The sequence below is a fragment of the Nocardia sp. NBC_00508 genome (genome assembly GCF_036346875.1).
In the GTDB taxonomy this organism is placed as follows: Bacteria; Actinomycetota; Actinomycetes; order Mycobacteriales; family Mycobacteriaceae; genus Nocardia.
Window position 1 is genome coordinate 807,967 of record NZ_CP107852.1, and the last position, 20,753, is coordinate 828,719.

At 67.3% G+C, this 20,753-nt stretch carries 23 protein-coding genes and 1 pseudogene; 15 read left to right on the plus strand and 9 right to left on the minus strand.

What is annotated here, in order from left to right; genetic code table 11:
• Positions 1-44: 44 nt before the first annotated feature.
• The 4 genes from OHA40_RS03430 to OHA40_RS03445 all read right to left on the minus strand — a co-directional run bounded on the left by OHA40_RS03430 (position 45) and on the right by OHA40_RS03445 (position 2,000).
• Positions 45-443 carry a DUF7144 family membrane protein gene (locus tag OHA40_RS03430; protein ID WP_330231619.1) on the minus strand — a complete coding sequence of 133 codons (399 nt, stop codon included), beginning with the start codon at positions 441-443 and terminating at the stop codon, positions 45-47.
• Between the two features lie 212 nt (positions 444-655).
• Positions 656-1,192 (minus strand): hypothetical protein, encoded by a 537-nt coding sequence (locus OHA40_RS03435; RefSeq protein WP_330231620.1) that lies wholly within the window; start codon positions 1,190-1,192, stop codon positions 656-658.
• A gap of 22 nt (positions 1,193-1,214) precedes the next feature.
• Entirely contained in the window at positions 1,215-1,490 is a 276-nt protein-coding gene (locus tag OHA40_RS03440) for an SHOCT domain-containing protein (RefSeq protein WP_330231621.1), read from the minus strand.
• 48 nt (positions 1,491-1,538) lie between these two features.
• Positions 1,539-2,000, minus strand: coding sequence for a DUF6325 family protein (locus tag OHA40_RS03445; RefSeq protein WP_330231622.1), 462 nt, complete (start codon positions 1,998-2,000; stop codon positions 1,539-1,541).
• Positions 2,001-2,270: 270 nt separating this feature from the next.
• On the opposite strand from OHA40_RS03445, the pseudogene OHA40_RS34645 reads away from it, so the two are divergent.
• The 8 genes and pseudogenes from OHA40_RS34645 to OHA40_RS03480 all read left to right on the plus strand — a co-directional run.
• Positions 2,271-2,411, plus strand: a pseudogene (locus OHA40_RS34645) (DUF7144 family membrane protein); the annotation flags it as partial.
• A gap of 77 nt (positions 2,412-2,488) precedes the next feature.
• Positions 2,489-3,907 carry a hypothetical protein gene (locus OHA40_RS03450; RefSeq protein ID WP_330231623.1) on the plus strand — a complete coding sequence of 473 codons (1,419 nt, stop codon included), beginning with the start codon at positions 2,489-2,491 and terminating at the stop codon, positions 3,905-3,907.
• 189 nt (positions 3,908-4,096) lie between these two features.
• A complete protein-coding gene (locus OHA40_RS03455) occupies positions 4,097-5,257 on the plus strand; it encodes a helix-turn-helix domain-containing protein (RefSeq protein ID WP_330231624.1) in 1,161 nt (386 codons plus the stop codon).
• 177 nt (positions 5,258-5,434) lie between these two features.
• On the plus strand, positions 5,435-5,710 hold the full coding sequence (locus tag OHA40_RS03460) for a hypothetical protein (protein ID WP_442943911.1): 276 nt from the start codon (positions 5,435-5,437) through the stop codon (positions 5,708-5,710).
• Positions 5,711-5,832: 122 nt separating this feature from the next.
• The gene (locus OHA40_RS03465) at positions 5,833-7,062 is read left to right on the plus strand and encodes a helix-turn-helix domain-containing protein (protein WP_330231625.1); all 1,230 of its coding nucleotides are present in this window, start codon (positions 5,833-5,835) and stop codon (positions 7,060-7,062) included.
• Positions 7,063-7,273: 211 nt separating this feature from the next.
• The gene (locus tag OHA40_RS03470; RefSeq protein WP_330231626.1) at positions 7,274-7,756 is read left to right on the plus strand and encodes a hypothetical protein; all 483 of its coding nucleotides are present in this window, start codon (positions 7,274-7,276) and stop codon (positions 7,754-7,756) included.
• Positions 7,753-8,229, plus strand: a complete 477-nt coding sequence (locus OHA40_RS03475) for a DNA-directed RNA polymerase subunit beta (RefSeq protein WP_330231627.1) — start codon at positions 7,753-7,755, stop codon at positions 8,227-8,229. Before OHA40_RS03470 ends, OHA40_RS03475 begins: the two co-directional genes overlap by 4 nt.
• A complete protein-coding gene (locus OHA40_RS03480; RefSeq protein ID WP_330231628.1) occupies positions 8,226-8,459 on the plus strand; it encodes a hypothetical protein in 234 nt (77 codons plus the stop codon). The genes OHA40_RS03475 and OHA40_RS03480 overlap by 4 nt, the downstream gene beginning before the upstream one ends.
• A gap of 78 nt (positions 8,460-8,537) precedes the next feature.
• On the opposite strand, the gene OHA40_RS03485 is transcribed toward OHA40_RS03480, so the two are convergent.
• Entirely contained in the window at positions 8,538-9,797 is a 1,260-nt protein-coding gene (locus tag OHA40_RS03485) for a PucR family transcriptional regulator (protein WP_330231629.1), read from the minus strand.
• 227 nt (positions 9,798-10,024) lie between these two features.
• Here OHA40_RS03485 and pruA point away from each other — a divergent pair, with 227 nt between their 5' ends.
• From pruA to OHA40_RS03510, 5 genes are all read left to right on the plus strand, one after another.
• The gene (gene pruA / locus OHA40_RS03490) at positions 10,025-11,662 is read left to right on the plus strand and encodes an L-glutamate gamma-semialdehyde dehydrogenase (protein ID WP_330231630.1); all 1,638 of its coding nucleotides are present in this window, start codon (positions 10,025-10,027) and stop codon (positions 11,660-11,662) included.
• Positions 11,662-12,621: a proline dehydrogenase family protein gene (locus OHA40_RS03495; protein WP_330231631.1), complete on the plus strand. Its 960-nt coding sequence runs from the start codon at positions 11,662-11,664 to the stop codon at positions 12,619-12,621. Before pruA ends, OHA40_RS03495 begins: the two co-directional genes overlap by 1 nt.
• A gap of 533 nt (positions 12,622-13,154) precedes the next feature.
• Positions 13,155-14,609 carry an amino acid permease gene (locus OHA40_RS03500; protein ID WP_330231632.1) on the plus strand — a complete coding sequence of 485 codons (1,455 nt, stop codon included), beginning with the start codon at positions 13,155-13,157 and terminating at the stop codon, positions 14,607-14,609.
• A 196-nt stretch (positions 14,610-14,805) separates the two neighbouring features.
• Entirely contained in the window at positions 14,806-16,203 is a 1,398-nt protein-coding gene (locus OHA40_RS03505) for an amidase (RefSeq protein ID WP_330231633.1), read from the plus strand.
• 67 nt (positions 16,204-16,270) lie between these two features.
• Positions 16,271-16,783, plus strand: coding sequence for an Lrp/AsnC family transcriptional regulator (locus OHA40_RS03510; RefSeq protein WP_330231634.1), 513 nt, complete (start codon positions 16,271-16,273; stop codon positions 16,781-16,783).
• A gap of 108 nt (positions 16,784-16,891) precedes the next feature.
• Here the strand turns inward: OHA40_RS03510 and OHA40_RS03515 are convergent, their stop codons facing one another.
• Both OHA40_RS03515 and ald read right to left on the minus strand, forming a co-directional pair.
• A complete protein-coding gene (locus OHA40_RS03515) occupies positions 16,892-17,119 on the minus strand; it encodes a hypothetical protein (RefSeq protein WP_330231635.1) in 228 nt (75 codons plus the stop codon).
• Positions 17,120-17,270: 151 nt separating this feature from the next.
• Positions 17,271-18,377, minus strand: a complete 1,107-nt coding sequence (gene ald / locus OHA40_RS03520; protein WP_330231636.1) for an alanine dehydrogenase — start codon at positions 18,375-18,377, stop codon at positions 17,271-17,273.
• Between the two features lie 310 nt (positions 18,378-18,687).
• On the opposite strand from ald, the gene OHA40_RS03525 reads away from it, so the two are divergent.
• Positions 18,688-18,813: a hypothetical protein gene (locus OHA40_RS03525; protein WP_330234507.1), complete on the plus strand. Its 126-nt coding sequence runs from the start codon at positions 18,688-18,690 to the stop codon at positions 18,811-18,813.
• Positions 18,814-19,067: 254 nt separating this feature from the next.
• Here the strand turns inward: OHA40_RS03525 and OHA40_RS03530 are convergent, their stop codons facing one another.
• Together OHA40_RS03530 and OHA40_RS03535 are read right to left on the minus strand one after the other, a co-directional pair.
• Positions 19,068-19,499 (minus strand): nitroreductase family deazaflavin-dependent oxidoreductase, encoded by a 432-nt coding sequence (locus tag OHA40_RS03530; protein WP_330234024.1) that lies wholly within the window; start codon positions 19,497-19,499, stop codon positions 19,068-19,070.
• Between the two features lie 236 nt (positions 19,500-19,735).
• A complete protein-coding gene (locus OHA40_RS03535) occupies positions 19,736-20,149 on the minus strand; it encodes a TIGR03668 family PPOX class F420-dependent oxidoreductase (protein WP_442943913.1) in 414 nt (137 codons plus the stop codon).
• Positions 20,150-20,315: 166 nt separating this feature from the next.
• Between OHA40_RS03535 and OHA40_RS03540 the strand changes: the two genes are divergently transcribed.
• Positions 20,316-20,738: a hypothetical protein gene (locus OHA40_RS03540; protein WP_330231637.1), complete on the plus strand. Its 423-nt coding sequence runs from the start codon at positions 20,316-20,318 to the stop codon at positions 20,736-20,738.
• Positions 20,739-20,753 lie beyond the last annotated feature (15 nt).

Here is a 20,753-nt window from a genome sequence, read left to right on the forward strand (position 1 = left end):
GCCTCGGCCCACCGTTGGATATTTGGTGCGGATAAGAGAGTCGACTAAACGCGCTCGGGCTTCCACGTCGTGACCGCCCAGATCACCACGATGTCGAGTGCGATGATCAGTACCGACCACCACGGGTAATACGGCAACCACAGGAAGTTGGCGAGAATCGATATCGCCGCGATGACGATCGTGGCAATTCGGGCCCAGCCCGCTCCGGTGAACAGGGCGAATCCCACCGCCGCCATCACAGCACCGATCCCGATGTGGATCCAACCCCACGCGGTGAAGTCGAACTTATAGGTGTACTCGACGCCCACTACGAAGACCTCGTCCTCGGCCACCGCGGCGATGCCTTGGAACACCTGGAGCAGGCCGACCGTGATGAGGATGATCGCGGCCCCTATCGAGGTTCCTGCCGCGACTCCTTGTTTGACCGATGAATTCTCGGACATGATCGCTCCTTTTCCTCGACGACCGATCGGATATGAACAATTCTCCGCCGATCCCCGGCACCGGTGTGCGGGATCGCGGATCTGCGCCCGGCCGCTCCGGCAACCAGACGCCGCCCACCGTGCCGAGCCAACCCGTTCGGATCGGTCGACGAGCGGATTGATCACGTGATCGCGTTTCTGTGCGGGTGGCGAGTTCCTGTCGTCTGCGTGGATCAGTGGGTCAGGATGACCTTGACCCCCACGACGGTGGTGGCCGCGCACGCCAGCAGGACCGCTCCGAGCAGCGTCGAACGATTGGGCCGCTCGCCGTGGAGCCGACCGATGACGAAGACGATCCCGCCGATCCGGGCCAGCATGGCCGACTCCGCGAGCACCTGGGCGGTGCGCGGTTCGAGCCACCCGATCGCCGCGGCCGCGAGGATCGCGCAGGGCAGCACGGCGGAGCTGAGGATGGGTACGGAGTCGCGCAGGTCCGCCCATCGCTCCCGTGCGGACCGGGCACGACTCTGGCGCACCGTTCGACCGACTCCTTCCGCGAAAGCATGGGCGATGAACGTGGAGAGGGCGGTCCCGAGGACGACCCAGATCCCCACCTGCTCGGCAGACGGTGTGACCGGTATCAGTGCGGCCAGGATCAGGACGTTGCCGTAGATGTACGCGCTGATCCGGCTCGCCGCGTTTCGGCCGTCGAGCGGAGCGCTCCGGGAAAACAGTGGTCCGTGCAAGAGGGCGTGCCTGCTGCTTTCCATCGGTCGTAGAGCCGAAAGTCCTTCAGGAGGCGAGGATTCTTGCCTTCTCGGCTTCGAACTCCGCTTCGGTGAGCACACCCTGGGCTTTGAGCTGTGCGAGCTCTTTCAACGCGGTGATCCGGTCCGTGCCCACACTGCCGCCGGACGGCGGTGCGGCGACCGGCTGCGGCGCGGCAGGCTGCGGCTGCTCCTGCGCTGACCAGCGCTGTCCCTGGCGTCGGGAGACGCGGTTGGAGACAGCGGTTGCGGTTCCGGCAACTACGGCGGTGCGGGCTACGCCGCGAAGCAGTCCGGGCATGGCACTCTCCTTCCTGGATCGATCTATCGCCGCGAATTCCCTTGTTTCTCAGCGGCTTTCTTCCTCGAGGGCATCGAGGGCATCGAGGGACGACAATATGCTCTGTACCGGGATGCGCCCGGAGGCCACCAGCTGGGCGCCGTTGCGGCGCAACGCGGACGCGAAAGGCCCCGCCCACGTGTTCTCGTAGACAAGGATCGCAGCCGAGCTTCCCGGTTCGAGCGCCGTACCGGCTTCCCTGCGGTCGGCGTCGTCGAGCAGGCCTGATCCCGCCTCCGCGAACAGGGATATATCGATGTCCCCTTCGAGCCCCAGGTCGGCGATGTCGATTCCGAAGAGGGAGCCATCGGCCTCCTTGCGGACGAACGCCAGGTCCAGCACCCGGATTATGCCGCGTTCGACGAGGTCGCGTAGCAGAGGCAGTGCCGATCCGTTCGGCGGCCGGTCGGCGGGAAATTCGATCACGAGATAGTCAATAGGCCCTATCGCTTCGGCATCTATTTCGGTCACGGTAACCCTCTTCCAGAAAGGTGGTCGTAACTCTCCTGCGGACCGCGCTATCGAAATGGCTGCAGATTCAGCGGTCCGCGTCTGTTCGAGAATAACCTCGGACTCACGGCGGCAGTGGTGCTAATCTCAGCCATAGCGTACGCCGCCGCTCGCAACCAGAATTCGAAACCGACATTTCGAGCCGAACCCTGAAGGCCTTCGCATAATTCGATGCGGCGTGAATCAACACATGCCGAGAGATACGAGGCCCGCTTCGAAAGGGGGACCGCAATGTCGGAGAACATGCGTGTCGACCGAGAAGGCAACGGGGTCGAACAAGGCATCGCGGCTGGAACTTCGATCGCGGCCGCGATCATCATGACCACAGTCGGATTCCTCCAGTTCCTGCAAGGAGTCTCGGCAGTTGCTCAGGGGAGGCGCGACCACCGATCCTGCCGGTATCGGTGACGTCGCACTACCCGAAGCTGTTCCTGGAGTGAGGGATACCGATGGACTCCACCGCGCCCGAGGGCGAACCCGCCGATCGGCTGAACACAAGCGAACGCGCCGAGCTCGAGCGGCTTCGCGCCGAGGTCGCCGCGCTGCACAGGGAGGTGCGCGGCGCACCGCCACCGGTCACTCGGCCGCCGCGGCATGTGTGGCGGTGGACCGCGGTGACGATCTTGACCGTGCTGGTCGCCGTACTGGCGATCACCACGGTGGTGTCGCGATTCGTGCGCGGCGAGATCCTCGACACCAACCGGTACCTCACCACGGTGGCGCCGCTGGGTTCGGATCCGGTGCTGCAGAACGAGGTCGCCAACACGATCACCGACGAGATCTTCGCCCGCGTCGACATCGAGGGCCTGACCGCGGACGCGCTGGCCGCACTGACCGAGGCGGTCCCGGCGGCCCAGAACCGGCCGCGGGTGGATCGCGCGGTCGAGGGGCTGGCGCCGGTCATCACCCAGCAGGCGCGCGGCTTCGTCAATGACACAGTGCTATCGTTCGTGCGCAGCGACCAGTTCGAGGACCTGTGGCTGCAAGCGAACCGCGCCGCCCATACCGCGCTGGTGGGGGTGATGACCGGACACGTCGGACTCGAGTCGGTGACCGTCGACGAGAACGGCACGGTGTCCCTATCCCTGCGGACGGTGCTGGAGAACGTGAAGGCCCGGCTGCTCGACCGCGGCTTCACCTTCGCCGAAAAGATCCCGTCCGTCGACAAACAGTTCGTCTTGTTCCGGTCCCCGGAACTGGTCCGTGCGCAACGAGCGGTCGACACGCTCGACAAGGCCGCGTCAGTGCTGCCCTGGGTGACGATCGCGGCCGCGGTGGCCGCGATCGCCGCGGCACCGGCGGGCCGCCGCCGACGCGCCCTCGTCTTCGTCGGACTCGCGCTGGCGGTGGGCATGCTGATCCTCGCGATCGCACTGATCGTCGCGCGGGCAATTTATCTGGACCAGATTCCGCCCGACGTGCTGTCAACAGAGGCGGCCACCGCGATCATCGACACGGTAGTGGTGCCGCTGCGCACCGCGCTGCGAGGAGTCGCCGTGCTCGGCTTGGCAATCGCGCTCGGGGCCTACCTGACCGGGGATTCGGCCTCAGCCGCCGCGATACGCCAAGGATTCGGGCGCGGCATGAACTCGGTCCAGCAACTCCGGCGATCGCGTCCGCCGAACCCGGTGGAGGCGTCGGCTTTCCGCGCGCGCACGGCACTGCGGTGGGCGATCATCGGCATCGCCGCTCTCCTGCTGGTGTTCTGGCGCTACCCCACCGGACTGGTGGTGGTATGGATCGCGCTCGGCACGCTCCTTGCGCTGCTCGCGCTGGAAATCCTGATCCGCCCCGCCCACACGTGGCAGCAACAGGCCGTGCCCGAGACGAAGAACGACACCGGCACCCCGGCCGGGACTGGTGCGTGAACTGGAAGATTGCGGGCTCTCGGCACTTCTCGGTCTCAATCCCCGCCGACCCGAGAGCGGGAACGGCAAACTCTGGCTTCCGACGCGGGAAGCGGCGCTGGCGCGCACCGAACGGCCGGGCGGATCGACAGCCATCGCCAGAATCCCCGAAGCCGTGCCACAGGGCAAGCCCAGTCGTAGCCTCGGAACATGAGCGCAGATCTCGGGGAACGCTTGCGATCGGTGCGTAAGCGCAGCGGTCTGACACAGCGTGAACTCGCTGAGGGTTCGGGAGTGTCGCTGTCCCTGATTCGCAAGATCGAACAGGGCGAGCGCGAGGACACCCGGATGCAGACGCTACGGCGGCTCGCTGTCGCGATGAATTGCCCGCTCTCGGCACTTCTCGGCCCCAATCCCCGCCAACCCGACAGCGGGAACGGCAAACTCTGGCTTCCGACGCGGGAAGCGCTCATGTCCACGGCAAGCGGGCAAGCGACTGAGCCACCCCCTGAGCGGGGTATGAACGAAGCCCTCACCGCGGCAGCGAAGCTCTACCACGACAATGAGTACGACCAGCTGACACGCGTACTTCCACGCCTGATAGCGGACGGACGTGACGCCTCGCCGCTCATGCGGTCACGGATTCTGCAACTGGTCGGCTCCGTGATGGTGCAGACGCGGCAACTACAACCCGCGAGAACCTCCCTCGAGCAATCTCTGGCGGATGCCGAAGCAACCGGGAACGTTCTCGATGCCGCCTCAGCAGTGATCACTCTGTGTTGGCTGTTGCTCGTAGAACGACAGTTCGAACAAGTTCGCACACTCGCAATCTCATGGGCCGACCGCATCGAGCCGCGCTTGTCGGTGGCGACGACACGGGAACTGTCAACCTGGGGGTGGCTCCTGTTGCGAGGATCCGCCGCCGCGATCCGCGACAACCGGCCGGATGAGGCGGACGACATGATTCGCCTCGCCCATGCGGCAGCGGTAGCGGTCAAGCGCGATTCAGGTAGCTACCACCAGTATTGGACGACGTTCGGGCCCGCGACAGTGGCCATGAAGCGGGTCGAGAACGCCATCGTGGACGACCGCCCTGACCTCGCGCTGCGACTTGCGCGGAACGTGCCGCCGGGACTGCGTCCGACCTCCGACAACCGGAACCGGCATCTGCTCGACGTCGCAACGGCACACATCGAACTCCGAAGCTATGACACAGCCTTCGATGTCCTGTTTCAGCTGTCCCGCGAGGCACGCCCGTGGCTGATCGAGCAACGATCCGCAAAGGATCTACTCGGCCGAATCATCGCCAGGCGACGCACCTTGACCCCCGAGATGCGCGAGCTGGCCAACCTCGTTCGACTGGAATATTAAGTAACACAACGTATTACGCCGCCGCCGCTGACACTTCCGTCTGCACTTCGCTGAGAGTGCCATTGTTGACACCCTCCTGATCCTGTGACGCTGAACCCGGCCCCGACGCCGGGGTGAGCGGCCGGTCTCCTCATCCCGGCGCGCTCGATGCGGCCTTCCTAAGGATTCGGGCGCGGCATGAACTCGGTCCAGCAACTCCGGCGATCGCGTCCGCCGAACCCGGTGGAGGCGTCGGCTTTCCGCGCGCGCACGGCACTGCGGTGGGCGATCATCGGCATCGCCGCTCTCCTGCTGGTGTTCTGGCGCTACCCCACCGGACTGGTAGTGGTATGGATCGCGCTCGGCACGCTTTTCGCGCTGGAAATCCTGATCCGGCCCGCCCACACCTGGCAGCACCAGGCCGTGCCCGAGACGAAGAACGACACCGGCACCCCGGCCGGGACTGGCGCGTGACCGGGAAGATCCGTGCGGTATCGCGAGTTGGGCCCGGGGTTCGGGCTTCTTCCCTGCCGCTCACGCGCGTGCCAACGGGTACCGTCGCAGGTGGGTAGCCATCATCGGCGGAGGAGTACGCCATGAACGACATTCCACCGAACGAAGTCGGACGCAGGCTGCGTGAAATTCGCGCGTGGCGCGGACAAAGCCTAGAGGTTGTCGCGGGCCTGGCTGGAATCAGCTTCGGATACCTCGGACGGCTGGAACGCGGCGAGCAACCGCTATCCAATCGCGCCACACTCGAGGCGCTGGCGCGTGCGTTGAAGGTATCGCCGTCGGAGTTCAATGGTCAACCGTGGGAGACCACCGACGGCCCTGGTGCCGAGGCGTACGCCGGGCTGATCGCGGTCGAAAACGCCCTAGAGGTCTGCGAACTCGGCACTGATCCTGGAACCGAGATACGCGAATGGTCTGAGATCGCGGCCGATCTGGCCACTCTGGAAGTCGTTCGTGAGTCTACCGACTACGCCGCCGCTTGTACGTTGGCTCCGCGGCTGCTCGCGGAGTTGCACTCCGCGTACGTCCGACGCCCGCAATGGAGACAAGAGGTGCTAGTCGGCATCATCCGCTGCTACTACGCATTGGCGAACACAACCAAGCGCCTCGGTGTCCGAGGATTGCCGATCATGATCGTCAAGGCCGCGAACGCCTGCGCGGAAGAACTCGAGTCACCGGCCTGGATAGGCTTCACGGTATGGCTGCGCGGCACCATCGCGGGCTCGATATCGCGCTCGCAGCAGTACGCCCGTGCTGTCCACACCGCCGATCGGCTCGCGCCGCACCTCGATGACTCCTCAGCCTTGCAGGCATACGGCATGCTTCATCTGTCCGCAGCGCTCGCGAGCGCAGTGCAGTCCGACCGGGACACCGCCAACAGCCACCTCGCAGAGGCCGAAGCAGTCGCGGCGCGGATGGACGAGGAGATCGGCAACTTCGGCCGATTGTGGTTCGGCCGCACCAATGTCGGGATATGGCGCTCGTCTATCGGCATGGAGCTCGGCGACGGCGTGCAGGCCGTGGAGCTGGCGCGGGCCCTGCCCGTCGATGCCATCCCGTCCCCCTCTCGTCGTGCCAACTACTACGCCGAGGCCGGACGGACACTGCTCGCAGAGCCGAAGTATCGAGACACCGGCCTGGCCCTGCTCACGAAGGCCGAAGACATAGCACCGCAACAGGTTCGCACCGACTTCTTCGTTCGCGAAGCTATAGCCAATCAACTTCGCACTGCTCGGCGTGACGCCGGCGGCCGGAACCTACGCGGTCTGGCCTGGCGTCTGGGGATAGCTCCTGATCTCGCGCCACGGAACTAGCCCGATCGCCGCGCCTGTCCTTTCAGGGCAAATCCCTTGTGGCCCTGCTCATAACGTCGGTTTCGGCCCCGACGCCGGGGTGAGCGGCCGGTCTCCTCATCCCGGCGCGCTCGGTGCGGCCTTCCTCTACAGGTTCAGGCGTTGCCGCTGACTGAGTGCAGGAGCCCCCGGCGTCGGGTGCCTCACCACGACTGGCAGGGAGGCGCAGGGGATGAACGCGAGCGGTGGCGGTACCGATAGCGGCAGGTGGTATTCGGCGGGGATCGCCGATCTGGCACGAATGGCGAAATGGCTACGCGACGAGTCCACCGACACCCGGGCAAGCTCTGCGGTGGACGCGGAAACCGCACGGGCTATCGGTTTCCGATGCGATGCGGTCGCGGGTGCCGATGCGACCCGCGACATGGGGGTCATTCAGGCACTGGCGCATCGTCACGGATACGAATTGCCGCACATGCTCACGGTCGCGTCGCATATCGATTCGGGCGCACTGCTCCGGTTGGTCGAGCACGTGCACGTGGCGCGGGCGGGTGCGGTGATCGTTCCGAGTTCGGCGCATCTGGGCGGCGCGGTCCCCGCCGTATTGACCCAGGTATGCAGCGTGATCATGCCTGGGCATGTGATGCTGGGTCGCTGCCTCTACCCGAGCGCGCAGCCTTCGGGAGTAGACCGATCGATCGGGGTGGTCAGGTGAGCGCGCCCGGGATCGGGCTGCGCCCCTCGAATAGCGGGACCGTGGCGGGGCGAGTCGCGTTCTACAAGCGGGTCGCCAATCTCGCAGCCGAGGCCGAACCGGACCGGATCATCGTGCGCGCAAGTAAGTCCGTATGCGCGATCTGTATGCCCGAACCCATTGGGATGGCTGTGGTCGATGCGATTCGCACCCGGTCCCAGAGCCTCGGCCCGATCGTGGCGCACCCGCGTTCGCATACCTGGACATTCCTGGCGCGACCCGACTTGCCCGACATCCCAGAGGTGTTCACGGGACTGTTCCGGTACCAGGTGAAGGTCATTACCAGCGGCGGGGTAATCGCATTGCCATCGCCACTGGACGAGCAAACCGGATTCCGCTCCTGGATCGAAGCACCCCACGACACCTACCGGCCCTCGGCGCGTGTGCTGCTGGACACGGTGCGCGCCTGCCTGCCCGCACGGCGGCAGGCATGAACTCGGCGCACTTCAGCAAATCACCGCGCCCGGAGGAACCAGATGTGCGGCTGTCGATCGACCTCGCCGAGGACATGCGCATGGATTTCGTCGCATGCCTGACCGCCGCCTTGGTGTTCGTGCAGACATGGTCAGCGCGCAGTCACCCCTCCCGCACCGTGACCGTGCACCACGGCGACACGGCCGGACTTCCGCGCCTACCTGCCGAGCGGCTCTACCTCACGCCATGACCGCAACCCCGCCGAGGGCACAGGCAAATGGCGTCAATGACCTGCTCTTCCGGGTCTCGCTGTTCGGGTAGACCGTCGTCAGGCCGATGCCCCCTGGGTGCGGCCGGGTGTGCGGCGGTGCAGTGCGAGCTGGATCTCCAGTAGCAGCCGGTCGGCGGGATCGCCGAGGTCCATGCCGAGGATTTCCTCGACGCGACGGAGGCGGTAGCGCAGGGTGTTCGGGTGCACGCGAAGTGCCGCGGCGGCGTTGCGGACGTCGCCGTGTACGCGCAGATAGGTCTCCACGCTGTCGCACAGGCTCGCGGAATGTTTGCGGTCGTAGTCCAGTAGTGCCCGCAGGCGTGGATCGTGCAGTGCGGCGCGCGAGCCGACGAGATCGAGGACCTCGCCGAGTAGCACGGCCGTCTGCGATTCAGCGAGCGTGGTCACCCGATGCTTCGGGTAGGTCGCGATGGTGCTGTCCAGGACGCGGTCGACCTCGGCTCGCGCATCGGCCACCCGGCCGAGATCGGGGACGGGGCAGGCGATTGCGGCCCGTAATGCCAGCGAGCGCTTCGTTTCCAGCTGTTCGACGAGCTGCCTGGTCCAGGCGGTCACCGTCTGCGCGGAGCGGTAGCCGGGGAGCAGCACGTAGACGCGATCGCCGAGCGTGGCGGTCACCGAGTCGCCGCGAAAAGAGCTGGCGTGCAGGCGAAGAACGCTGCCGAGCGCGGCGGGCTCGGTGGCGGTGGCCTGCTCGGTGGCCGTGAGCGCGAACCCGACCACCGCGGCCGGACCACTCGACGACAGGTTCAATGCCCTCGCCACGGCCGCCACGTCGACCGCGCCGCCTTCCGCGCCGAACAGCCGCCGGGCCAGCAGCGCCTCGGTGTTCGGCGCGTCGAGACTGCGGGAGATCAGCCGGGCCGCGATGGCCGCGGCGCCCCGGAGGACCTCGGCCGCGTCCGGTTTGAACGGCCGATCGCCTTGCTGCAACCAGATCGCGCCGAGAACTCGCACCGCGCGAGCGCCGGAGTCCGCGGGATGCCGGATACCGATCGCCAGCCTGCGCTTGATGTTCAGCTCGTCGTGCGCGGGCACATCGATGACCTCGTCGCTATTGCGCAATCGGTCGAACACGCCCCATTTCCGCAGCACCGTCAGATACTCGGGCGGCCCTTCCCGCCCCAGGATCGACAGCACGCGCAATTGGTCGGCGGTTTCGTCGGACGCCGAGTACGCCAGCACGTGCGAGTTCGGATCCTCGATGGACACCATCCCGCCCGCGTTCTGCGCGACCATCTGCGCCAGGCCGAACAGATCGATATCCGCGACGACCAATTCCTCATCCCCGGACATGTCCATCCTTCGGCCAACTCGACAACGCACTCGCCCCATCTTTGTCCGACTGACTCATTCTTCGGGCAGTTTTCCGGTGTTGACTTCGCCCTACCGGAAAATCGCCTAACAGACAGCGGACCGAAGACGAGACATCCGTCCAAAGGGCGCTGTCGGACGTAGTCCGTCCTGAGCCCCGCCCACGGCCGGAGCGAAGGCGGAGGTACGCCTACCCAGCAGGAGGATCCATGGATAACGTCGTGTCGCCGCCCCAGCCGGTCAACGAGCCGGTCGGCACGTTCGCCCCCGGCAGCGCCGAACGCGCGCGCCTTCAGGCGAAGCTGGCCGAGCTCGCCGCGACGCCGACCGAAATCCATCAGGTCATCGGCGGCGAACACCGGCACGGTCACGGCGAGCGGCTCGAGGTGGTCCAGCCACACCGGCACGCCGCCGTACTCGGCACGCTCACCACTGCCGGGGTGAGCGATGTCGAGCACGCCATCGCGGCAGCGAGCGCCGCGGCCCCCGGCTGGCGGGCGCTGTCCTTCACCGACCGCGCCGCGATCTTCCTGCGCGCGGCCGACCTGCTGGCCGGACCGTGGCGCGAAACCATCGCCGCGGCAACGATGCTCGGCCAGTCCAAGACGGCCTACCAGGCCGAGATCGACACACCCTGCGAGCTGGTCGACTTCTGGCGGTTCAACGTGCACTTCGCCCGCCGCATCCTGGAGGACCAGCCGATCTCGACAGCCGGTGTGTGGAACAAGGTGGACTACCGCCCGCTGGAGGGCTTCGTCTACGCGATCACACCGTTCAACTTCACCGCCATCGCGGGCAACCTGCCCACCGCGCCCGCGCTGATGGGCAACACCGTGGTGTGGAAGCCCGCCGTCACCCAGTCGGTGGCGGCGTACTGGACGATGAAGCTGCTGGAAGCGGCGGGGCTGCCGCCCGGCGTGATCAACATGGTGCACGGCCCCGGACCCGAGGTGTCGGAAGTGGCGCTCGCCGATCGCCGCCTCGCCGGCATCCACTTCACCGGGTCGACCGCGACCTTCCAGCAGCTGTGGCGCACGGTCGCGACGAACATCGACCGCTACGCCACCTACCCGCGCCTGGTCGGCGAGACCGGCGGCAAGGACTTCGTCGTCGCGCACAGCTCCGCCGACCCCGACGTGCTGAGCACGGCGCTGATCCGCGGCGCGTTCGACTACCAGGGCCAGAAGTGCTCGGCCGCCTCGCGTGCCTTCATCCCGAAGTCGGTCTGGGCCAGGATGGGGCGTGAATTCATCGACCGGGTCGCCGCCCTCAGCTACGGCGACGTCACGGACTTCACCCACTTCGGCGGCGCGCTCATCGACCGGCGCGCCTTCACGAAGAACGCCGACGCTCTCGCACGCGCCAAGGCGACCCCGAGCCTGACCATCGCCGCGGGCGGGCACGCCGACGACAGCGTCGGCTACTTCGTCGAGCCCACCGTCCTGCTCGGCGACGACCCCGCCGACGAGGCATTCCGCACCGAGTACTTCGGCCCGATCCTGGCCGTGCACGTCTACGACGATTCGGTGAGCGGATCCTTCGAGTCCGCACTCCACCTGGTCGACAAAGGATCGCCGTACGGCCTGACCGGCGCGATCATCGCCGAGGACCGGTCGGCCATCGTCACCGCCACCGAACGGCTGCGTTTCGCGGCGGGCAACTTCTACATCAACGACAAGCCCACCGGCGCGGTCGTCGGGCAGCAGCCCTTCGGCGGGTCGCGCGCGTCCGGTACCAACGACAAGGCAGGCTCGGCGCAGAACCTGCTGCGCTGGACCTCCGCTCGCACGATCAAGGAAACGTTCGTCCCCGCGACCGACCACCGTTACCCGCACCAGGAGCTGTGATGGCCTTCTCCGGACTGCTCCGGCCCGCCATGCTGGCGGCCTCCCGTTCCCCGCGCCTGGAACGCACGATCACCCGCATCCCGGCCACCAAGAGGGTGGTCGACCGTTTCGTCGCGGGCGAGACCGAGGACGCCGCGGTGACCACGACCTCGGCGCTGCTGCGCTCCGGCCGCAGCGTGACGATCGACTATCTCGGCGAGGACACCACCGATCTCGACGAGGCCCGTGCCACCGTCGCGCACTATCTGCGGTTGCTGTCGGCGCTGTCCGCATCGCAGGCCGGGGACGAGCAACCCGTGCGGCCGCTGGAGGTGTCGCTCAAACTGTCCGCACTGGGCCAGTCGCTTCCGCAGAACGGGTACGCCATCGCCCGCGAGCACGCGCACCAGATCTGCACCGCCGCGAGGGACGCGGGCATCTGGGTGACCATCGACGCGGAAGACCACACCACCACCGACTCGACGCTGGCGATCGTGCGCGAGCTGCGCCTGGATTTTCCGTGGCTGGGCACGGTCTTGCAGGCCTACCTCAAACGCACCGAGGAAGACTGCCGGATGTTCGCCGGAACCGGATCGAGGATCCGATTGTGCAAGGGCGCCTATCGCGAACCCGCGTCGGTGGCCTATCAGAGCCGGTCCGCAGTGGACGAGTCCTACTCGCGCTGTCTCCGCGTTCTGATGGAAGGCAGGGGCTATCCGATGGTCGCCACACACGACCCGGCCCTCATCGATGCGGCCTTGCACTGCGTGGACGAAACCGGCCGCAAATCCGGCGACTTCGAGTTCCAGATGCTGCACGGCATTCGCGACGCCGAACAGCGGCGGCTGGTCGCGGCGGGCCATTCACTGCGCGTCTACGTGCCCTATGGCGACCAGTGGTACGGCTACTTCATGCGCCGCTTGGCCGAGCGCCCAGCCAACATCGCGTTCTTCCTGCGCTCATTCGGCCGCGATAGCTGAAGCCCGAACAAGCAACGCCCCGTCCTGCTGCACCCGAATATCGAGGCTTCGGTGCTATCGGCAACCACACCCCAACCCCCGTTTTCGAGCGAAGCGAGAGCGAGCATTGCCCGTTCGCGGCCCGGCTCGCGTCCGAGCGGCCGCCGCGTCCGCGACGAAGTCGCCAGCGGACGATCGCCGTCGCAATAGCCACGAAGGTCTACCGAACACTGAGGCATGCACGCGTGGCACTACACACCCACTTGGCCCGACTCCTGCTTTCGAGCGCAGCGAGACCTGGCATTGCCCGTTCGCGGCCCGGCTCGCGTCCGAGCGGCCGCCGCGTCCGCGACGAAGTCGCCAGCGGCGGTCGCTCGGACGCGAGCCATAAGGGGGCCGCGAACACGCAGCGCCGCAGGCGCTGCCAAAAATACTGAACTTTATTTGTCCAACTGAACGATCACAGGGTTGCTGTGGTCGTATTGAGTAGGCAGCTGGAAATGTGATCTGCGTTACTGCCTCTCCGCGTACCGCAGGTGGACGAAAGGAAGTACATGTCCCTCGCGCAGTTACGCAGCCAGATGGTGCGCCGTAAACCTCTCGGTGAGATCGGGGAGGAGACCGAGCCCACCGACGAGCGGCTGGCGCGGTCACTCGGCTTGTGGCAACTCACGGCGATCGGCGTCGGCGGCATCATCGGCGCGGGCATCTTCACCCTGGCCGGTGCGGTCGCGCACTCCGTCACCGGGCCTTCGGTGCTCATCTCGTTCCTCATCGCGGGTGTGGCCAGCGCCGCCGCCGCGCTGTGCTACGCGGAGTTCGCCGGGATGGTGCCCAAGGCCGGGTCCGCCTACACCTACGGGTACGTATCGCTCGGTGAGATCGCAGGCTGGTTCATCGGCTGGGACCTGCTCTTGGAGTACATCGCGGTCGCGGCAGTGGTCGCCATCGGCGTATCCGGATACTTCCGGTTCCTGCTCGAGCAGGTCGACATCAGCCTGCCGGATTGGATGATGGGCGCCTCCGGCACCGGAGAAGGCCATGTGGTCGACGTGTTCGCGATGCTGTTCTGCCTCGGCACGGCCTGGCTGCTCTCGCGGGGCATCCGCAGCGTCGGCCGGTTCGAGACCGTCGCGGTCGGCATCAAGGTCGCCTTGGTGGTGCTCATCATCGTGCTCGGCGTGTTCCACATCGACAGCTCCAACTACACCCCCTACTTCCCGTTCGGGACCGGTGCGGTGTGGACCGGCGCGGCCACCGTCTTCTTCGCCGTGTTCGGTTACGACGCGATGAGCACCGCGGCCGAGGAGTCCACCGACGGAAAGAAGCACCTACCGAAGGCGATCATCTACTCGCTCGCCATCGCCATGGTGCTCTACGTGCTGGCCACCCTGGTGCTGACCGGCATGCAGAAGTACACCGAGATCAGCCCGACCAGCGGGTTCTCCACCGCCTTCGAGTCGGTGGGGCAGCCGAACGTCGCGAATATCATCGCGGTCGGCGCGATCGTCGGCATCGTCACCGTGGTGCTCACCTTCATGCTCGGCGTGACCCGCGTGTGGTTCGCCATGAGCCGCGACGGCCTGCTGCCGGAATGGTTCGCCAAGACCCATCCGGTCCGCAAGGTGCCCACCCGGGTGACCTGGATCGTCGGCATCGGATCGGCGCTGATGGCGGGGCTGCTGGACATCACGGTGGTCGCCGAGCTGACCAATATCGGCATCCTGATGGCGTTCATCGTGGTGTCGGTGGCGGTGATCGTGCTGCGGCGCACCCGGCCCGACGAGCCGCGCGAGTTCCGGCTGCCGTTCATGCCGGTCGTCCCGCTGATCGGCATCGGGTTCTCGCTGTACCTGATCTGGTCGCTGCCGCGGGAAACCTGGGCCCGCTTCGCGGTCTGGCTGGTCGTCGGCCTGATCGTCTACGTCGGCTACTCGCGCACGCACTCCAAGCTGGAGCGCTCTGGTTCCGCCGCGCCCGCGGGCCCGCGTACCTCCGAGGGGCACTGACGCCAGTCCCTCGGAACCGGTCGGGTGGGTGGACTGCCCACCCACCCGACCTCGCCGAACACGCGCACTGAACCGAAGCGGCTCGCCGAGAGTATTCCTTGCAGAATGGTCGCTCGACTACATACGGTCGGGGTGTCGGGAATCGACGCCGTGGCCATACGTGGCGGCTCGCGGGAGCCGAGAGGAGCGGTAGCGGATGGAACTCCAGGACGTCGTCTCGTCAGGCGTGCTCGAGCAGCGCGAGCTGCTGGCGCAAGGGGTCCTTTCGGCACAAGAGCTCATCGAAGCGACGCTCGACGGAATCGATGCGGCCGCGGATCTCGGCGCCTTCACCCACGTGCTGCGCGCGGAAGCCGAGGCCGAGGCCGCCGAGCGGGACCGCGAGCGGGCCGCGGGCGACGCGCTCGGACCGCTGCACGGCGTCCCGATCGCGGTGAAAGACGAGTTCCACGTCGCCGGTGTGGTGACCAGCTTCGGCACCCGGGCGAACTCGACGCCTGCCCTGGCGGACGCCGAGGTGGTGCGCAGACTGCGCGCGGCAGGGGCGATCATCGTCGGCAAGACCGCGATGCCGGAGTTCGGCCAGTGGCCGTTCACCGAGTCCAGCACCTTCGGTATGACGCACAATCCATGGGATCCCACCCGCTCCCCCGGCGGGTCGAGCGGCGGGTCCGCGGCGGCGGTGGCGGCCGGATTGGTGCCCGCCGCGCTCGGCGGTGACGGCGGCGGCTCGATCCGGATTCCGTCGGCATGCTGCGGGTTGTTCGGACTCAAACCGCAGCGTGGGCGGGTGCCGATCGCCCCGAACGAGCACCTGTGGTGGGCGCTGGGCGTCGCCGGGCCGCTCACCCGCGGCGTGCTGGACTCGGCCGTCATCTACGACGTCATCCGCGGCGCCACCCCCACCGACCGTTTCCGGGCGCCCGACCCGGAGACGTCGTTCGAGGCGGCCGCCCGCACACCCGCTCGACCGCTGCGAATCGGCTACAGCACGAAATCCCCCACGCCGCTGGTGAAACCCGATCCGCTGCATGTGCGGGCGGTCCTCGACACCGCGAAACTGCTCGCGGAACTGGGCCATACGGTCGTGGAGATCAACCCGGCCTACCCGGATTCGACGCACGCTTTCTTCCCGCAGTTCTACGGCGGCGTGCGCGCCGAACTGTCCGAGCTGGATCATCCGGAACTGCTCGAACGACGCACCAGGCAGACCGTCACACTCGGCGCGTGGGCGCGCGGACCTGTCGTCGAGTGGGCGATCCGGCGCGGAGAGGTGGTGGCGCGCAAGGTCGATCGGATCTTCACCGACTGCGATCTGCTCCTCACCCCCACCACCGCGATCCGCCCGCCGCTGCTCGGCGTGCTCGACGGCGCGAACACGGTGCGCGCCCAGCTCGCCTCCGTGCCGATGGTCGCCTACACCGCCCTGTGGAACGTGACCGGCCACCCCGCGGCCGCCCTGCCGGTGGGCGTCGGGGAGGACGGGCTCCCGCTGTCGGTCCAGCTGGTCGGTCCCAGGAACGGTGAGACGACGATCCTCCCGGTGGCGGCGCAACTGGAACAGGCACGCCCGCAGCCTCGTCCGGACAGATGACCTGCTGAGCCGAAGAAACTTCACCCGGACGCGCCAGCTACCGAACAGCATTCGGTACCGTTGCGATATGAGCAAAACCGACTCAGCAGGCGGCGTGGGCGCCTCCGGCCACCCACCCGCGGGTGTCGCGCTCGACGACATCGACCGGGTCCTGCTCGACCACCTGGCGCGGGACGGGCGAATGACGAACAACGCACTCGCCGCCGCCGCGGGGATCGCGCCCTCGACCTGCCTCGGCCGGGTGCGGGCTCTGGTACAGCGCGGCGTCATTCGCGGCTTCCACGCCGACATCGACCCCGCGGCGCTCGGCCGGAGCCTGCAAGCCATGATCGCGGTGCGCCTGCGCGCCAGCGCGCGCAGGCAACTGGCCGAGTTCGGCGCGCGCGTTTCGGCGCTCGAGGAGGTACTCAACGTGTACTTCATCGCGGGCGCCGACGACTATCTCGTGCACGTCGCCACCGCGAACACCGACGAGTTGCGCGCGTTCGTGCTGAATCATCTCAGTGCGCATCCCGCGGTCGCCTCGACCGAGACCATCCTCATCTTCGAGCACATGCGCCCACGAGCGGGCACCGACTGACGAGCGAACCTCCTCCGGAACGGGCGGTGGGCTGTCTCAGCCCAGCGCCTCGTCCAGATGGATTGCCGCGGTAGTCCCGCGTCGGCTACCCACCGGCTGGGCCTCTTGTCACCGCGGGTCAGCGACCCACAATCGTTCGCATGGTAGCCGCGGCAGCAGTCGGCAGCCCTCAATCGTATCGGGTATCAATTCGATTGTGCACCAAGGCTTTCGCTGCCAGTCGCGGATCAAACCGCGCACCGCTGTCGCGGTGGACACGTAGTCGAAGACCATGCCGCCAACCCGGATCCGCAGGTGCACATCACCTTCGGGTGGAAGCCATGCTGCGGCGGTCATGGGCTGTCACCTCCTCGGGGGACCTTCGTAGGTGGTTCCAGCGGCCCGGCCTCCTCCGGCGTCACCCGCTGGACACACGCCTCTCCGGCTCGACGAGTCACGACACCGCCGCCACGGGCAGCATCATCAGCGGCAAGGCCGCGATCATCTGCTATGCGGCAGCACTTTTCGCCGCGTAGCCGTGCGCCTGCGCCACCGTTGCCGACAGCAGCACGCCGCGGTCGGTGCTCAGCCCTGCGGCGAGTCCGGGATCGGCGGCCAACGCGCCGCGCCATCCCCGTTCCGCGAGCGAAACGACATGCGGCAGTGTGGCATTGGTCAGTGCGACGGTGGAGGTGTTCGGCACCGCGCCGGGCATGTTGGCCACGCAGTAGAAGACCGAGTCGTGCACCTGGTAGGTCGGCTCCGCGTGCGTGGTCGGCCGCGAATCCGCGAAGCAGCCGCCCTGGTCGATCGCGATATCGACCAGTACTGAGCCCGGCTTCATCTGCGCGACCAGATCGTTGGGCACCAGCGTCGGCGCCTTGGCGCCCGGCACCAGCACGGCGCCGATCACCAGGTCCGCCTCGCGCACAGCGGTCTCCACCTCGAGTTTGTTGGACATGATGGTGCGCACCCGGCCGCGATACTGCGCATCGATCTCGCGCAGGCGAGCGATGTTCAGATCCAGCACGGTGACCTCGGCGCGCATGCCGTGCGCCACGGCGATCGCGTTGCCGCCCGCGACGCCCGCGCCCAGCACGGTGACCTTGGCGGGCCGCACGCCCGGCACGCCGCCCATCAGCACACCGCGTCCGCCGGCGCTGCGCATCAGGTGGTAGGCGCCCGCCTGCGCGGCCAGCCGCCCCGCGACCTCGCTCATCGGCGCGAGCAGCGGCAGGGAGCCGTCGGGGCCGGTCACCGTTTCGTAGGCGATCGCGGTGGTGCCGGACGCCAGCAGCGCCTCGGTGCACTCCTTCGACGCGGCCAGGTGCAGGTAGGTGAACAGCACCTGGTCCGCGCGCAGGCGCCCGTATTCCTCGGCCACCGGCTCCTTCACCTTGAGCACCAGATCGGCGGTTTCCCACACCTCGTCGGCGGTGTCGAGCACGCGCGCGCCCGCGACGGTGTACGCCTCGTCCGGGAAGGCCGAACCGCGCCCGGCGCCCGCCTCGAGGTACACGTCGTGGCCGCGCGAGACGAGTTCGTGGACGCCCGCGGGCGTGCATGCCACGCGGTACTCATGGTTCTTGATCTCGCGGGGGATTCCGATTCGCACCTGCACTCCTGATCGTCGTTGGACCGATGTCGGCGTCGCTCACCGAAGTGGTTCGCCATTCCTCAGAAGTATGAATATTCTGCAAGATCAGGTCCATAAATGTGAATATGATTCTGAAATTGATGCGATGAGCATTCGAATACGCGAATCATGGGCGCACTATCGGCTGCCCTCCGCAATATGTTCGGCCACGTTCGCCCTGGTGTCACATCACCGGGTGTCCCCTCGAGCCGAGCCCCGTGCTCGTCATCCATTCCGGGCAGCGCGGGATCGACCGGTACGGCTATCGTCACCTCGGGATAATCCCCCGGTGGCCGCTGGAGCCCGGGAGCAATGGTCGACACCGCCGGTGCTCGGCGCGCTGTTGTCCATCGAAGCGGGGGCGGGTGAGTCGTTGCCCGCGATGGCGGTGAAGTCGAACGGCGTGATCGCGTAGGCGAAGCCCTCCATCGGGTGGCAGTCGCACGCCGTCGGTTCGGTGGCACGATCGCGGGAGATCGAACGCATCGTCTATCCCGGCGATCCGGCAGAGTCGGCCTCTCTTCGGCGAGCGATCGGGGTTCCAGCTCTACGGCGACTCCCGCACGACGTCCACGGCTGCGGGCAACGATGGTCAGAGCGAGCCGGGTTCGCTGCTCCTGTGCTCCGGGACTGTCGAGCCGGACAGCCGCCGGACCGCAGCCGCGCGCCTCAGTTCTTCGGCGTCAATAAAACGAGCGGGATTTCCCGTGTGGTCTTCGTCTGGTAGTCGGCATACCCCGAATACACGCCGATGACTTTCGGCCACAGCGTCGCCCGCTCCTCGGCCGTCGCCACCCTGGCCGTCATCGGCACCTTCGGGCCGCTCTGCACCGAGACGACGACGTCCGGGTTGGCGCGCACGTTCAGGAACCACGCCGGGTGGACGGAGTCGCCCCCGCGCGAGGCGACGACGACGTAGGTGTCGCCGTCGACGATCGGCGCGGTGAGCATGACCGCGTGCGGCCGGCCCGACTTGCGGCCGATGGTCGTGAGCTCGAGCGACGGCATACCCGCGATCGCTTGGCCCAGCTTTCCGAAGCTGATCTTCAACAGAGCGCGATGCGCCGTGTTCATTGCCTTCAGCTGGAAATTCGAGGGCATACGATCCTCACAGTCTTTCTTCGGGTGGCTCGGCGCGACGGCTCCGTCAGGGGACCGGCGATTCGGACTGTACCGGACACGCGCACGATCAACGACCGACGATGCCGGGCGCTCGACGGCGCCTGCCGAGCCGACCCGGCCGAGCACCCGTCGTCGAATCCGGCTGTCCGACGCGACGAACGGCGTATCGCCGCGCTGCCACGACCCTCTCGACGATCAGCGGCACCGGTCGGCGCTCAGTGCGCAGACCATCCCGACCACCGCGTGACGTCGATGGCGATCACCGGCCCCGGCGGCGGCTGGTCCCGATAATCGGGATAGCGGGCGGCCAATCGGCGTTTCGCCGCGTCGGCCTCGGTGGTGTCCGCGATGCGGGCGTCTCCGTCGGCGCGCGCCCACCACAGCCGGGTCCAGTCGTCGCTGTAGTGGTCGACGAGCAGCGTGACCGCCGGGTTCGCCGCGATATTGGCCAGCCGTCGCAGCGCCATGGTCGTCTTCGGCTTCGCGTCGACGCTGGTGTAGATCGTTTCGCCGGCGACGACGAACACGATCGGAACCAGATGCGGGCGCGCCGCCGCCGAGACGGTTGCCAACCGCGCGACCGGGCTTGCCGCGAATCGCTCGCGCGCCTCCTCGGAATTCAGCCGCATACACGCCTCCTCGATATCGGCAAACCCGGATAACCGGGATCGAGTCCGTTCCGCCCCCTAGGCAACCGGACATTTGCCGTGAAATCCCGGCGATCGCCCGCTCCCACGCTACGGTCGAGTCAATGTTTGACCCGTCAACAGGCGTTTCGCCAGAAGGAAGGCGGTAGTGGACATCGATATCACAACCAGGCTCAACCTAGCGTTCGAGATGTGGGAGCGTGCGCACGGGCGCCCGCTGGCCGATGACACGGTCGCCTCGTGGTTGACCGCCGCCGGGTACGACCTGGCGCCCGGCTATCTGGCGCAGGTGCGCCGCGGGCAGGCCACCGCACTCCCGGAGCAGGCCAGGGCCGGGCTGGCCCACGTATTCGGGCTCGACCCCAATTACTTCGGCTTCGACCCCGGCCCCGGCCAGGCCGAGGACGCGGACGCGGAAGTGCTGGCGCACCTGGACAATTCGGCCCTGCGCCGCCTCGGACAGGCGGTGGACGGCGTCTCGCTTCGCACCCTGCTCTACTTGGAGTCCGTCGCCGACGTCCTCCGTCAAGCCGACGGCCTGCCCCCGTCCGAGCAAACCGCACAACTCTGATCGACCAGACCAGCG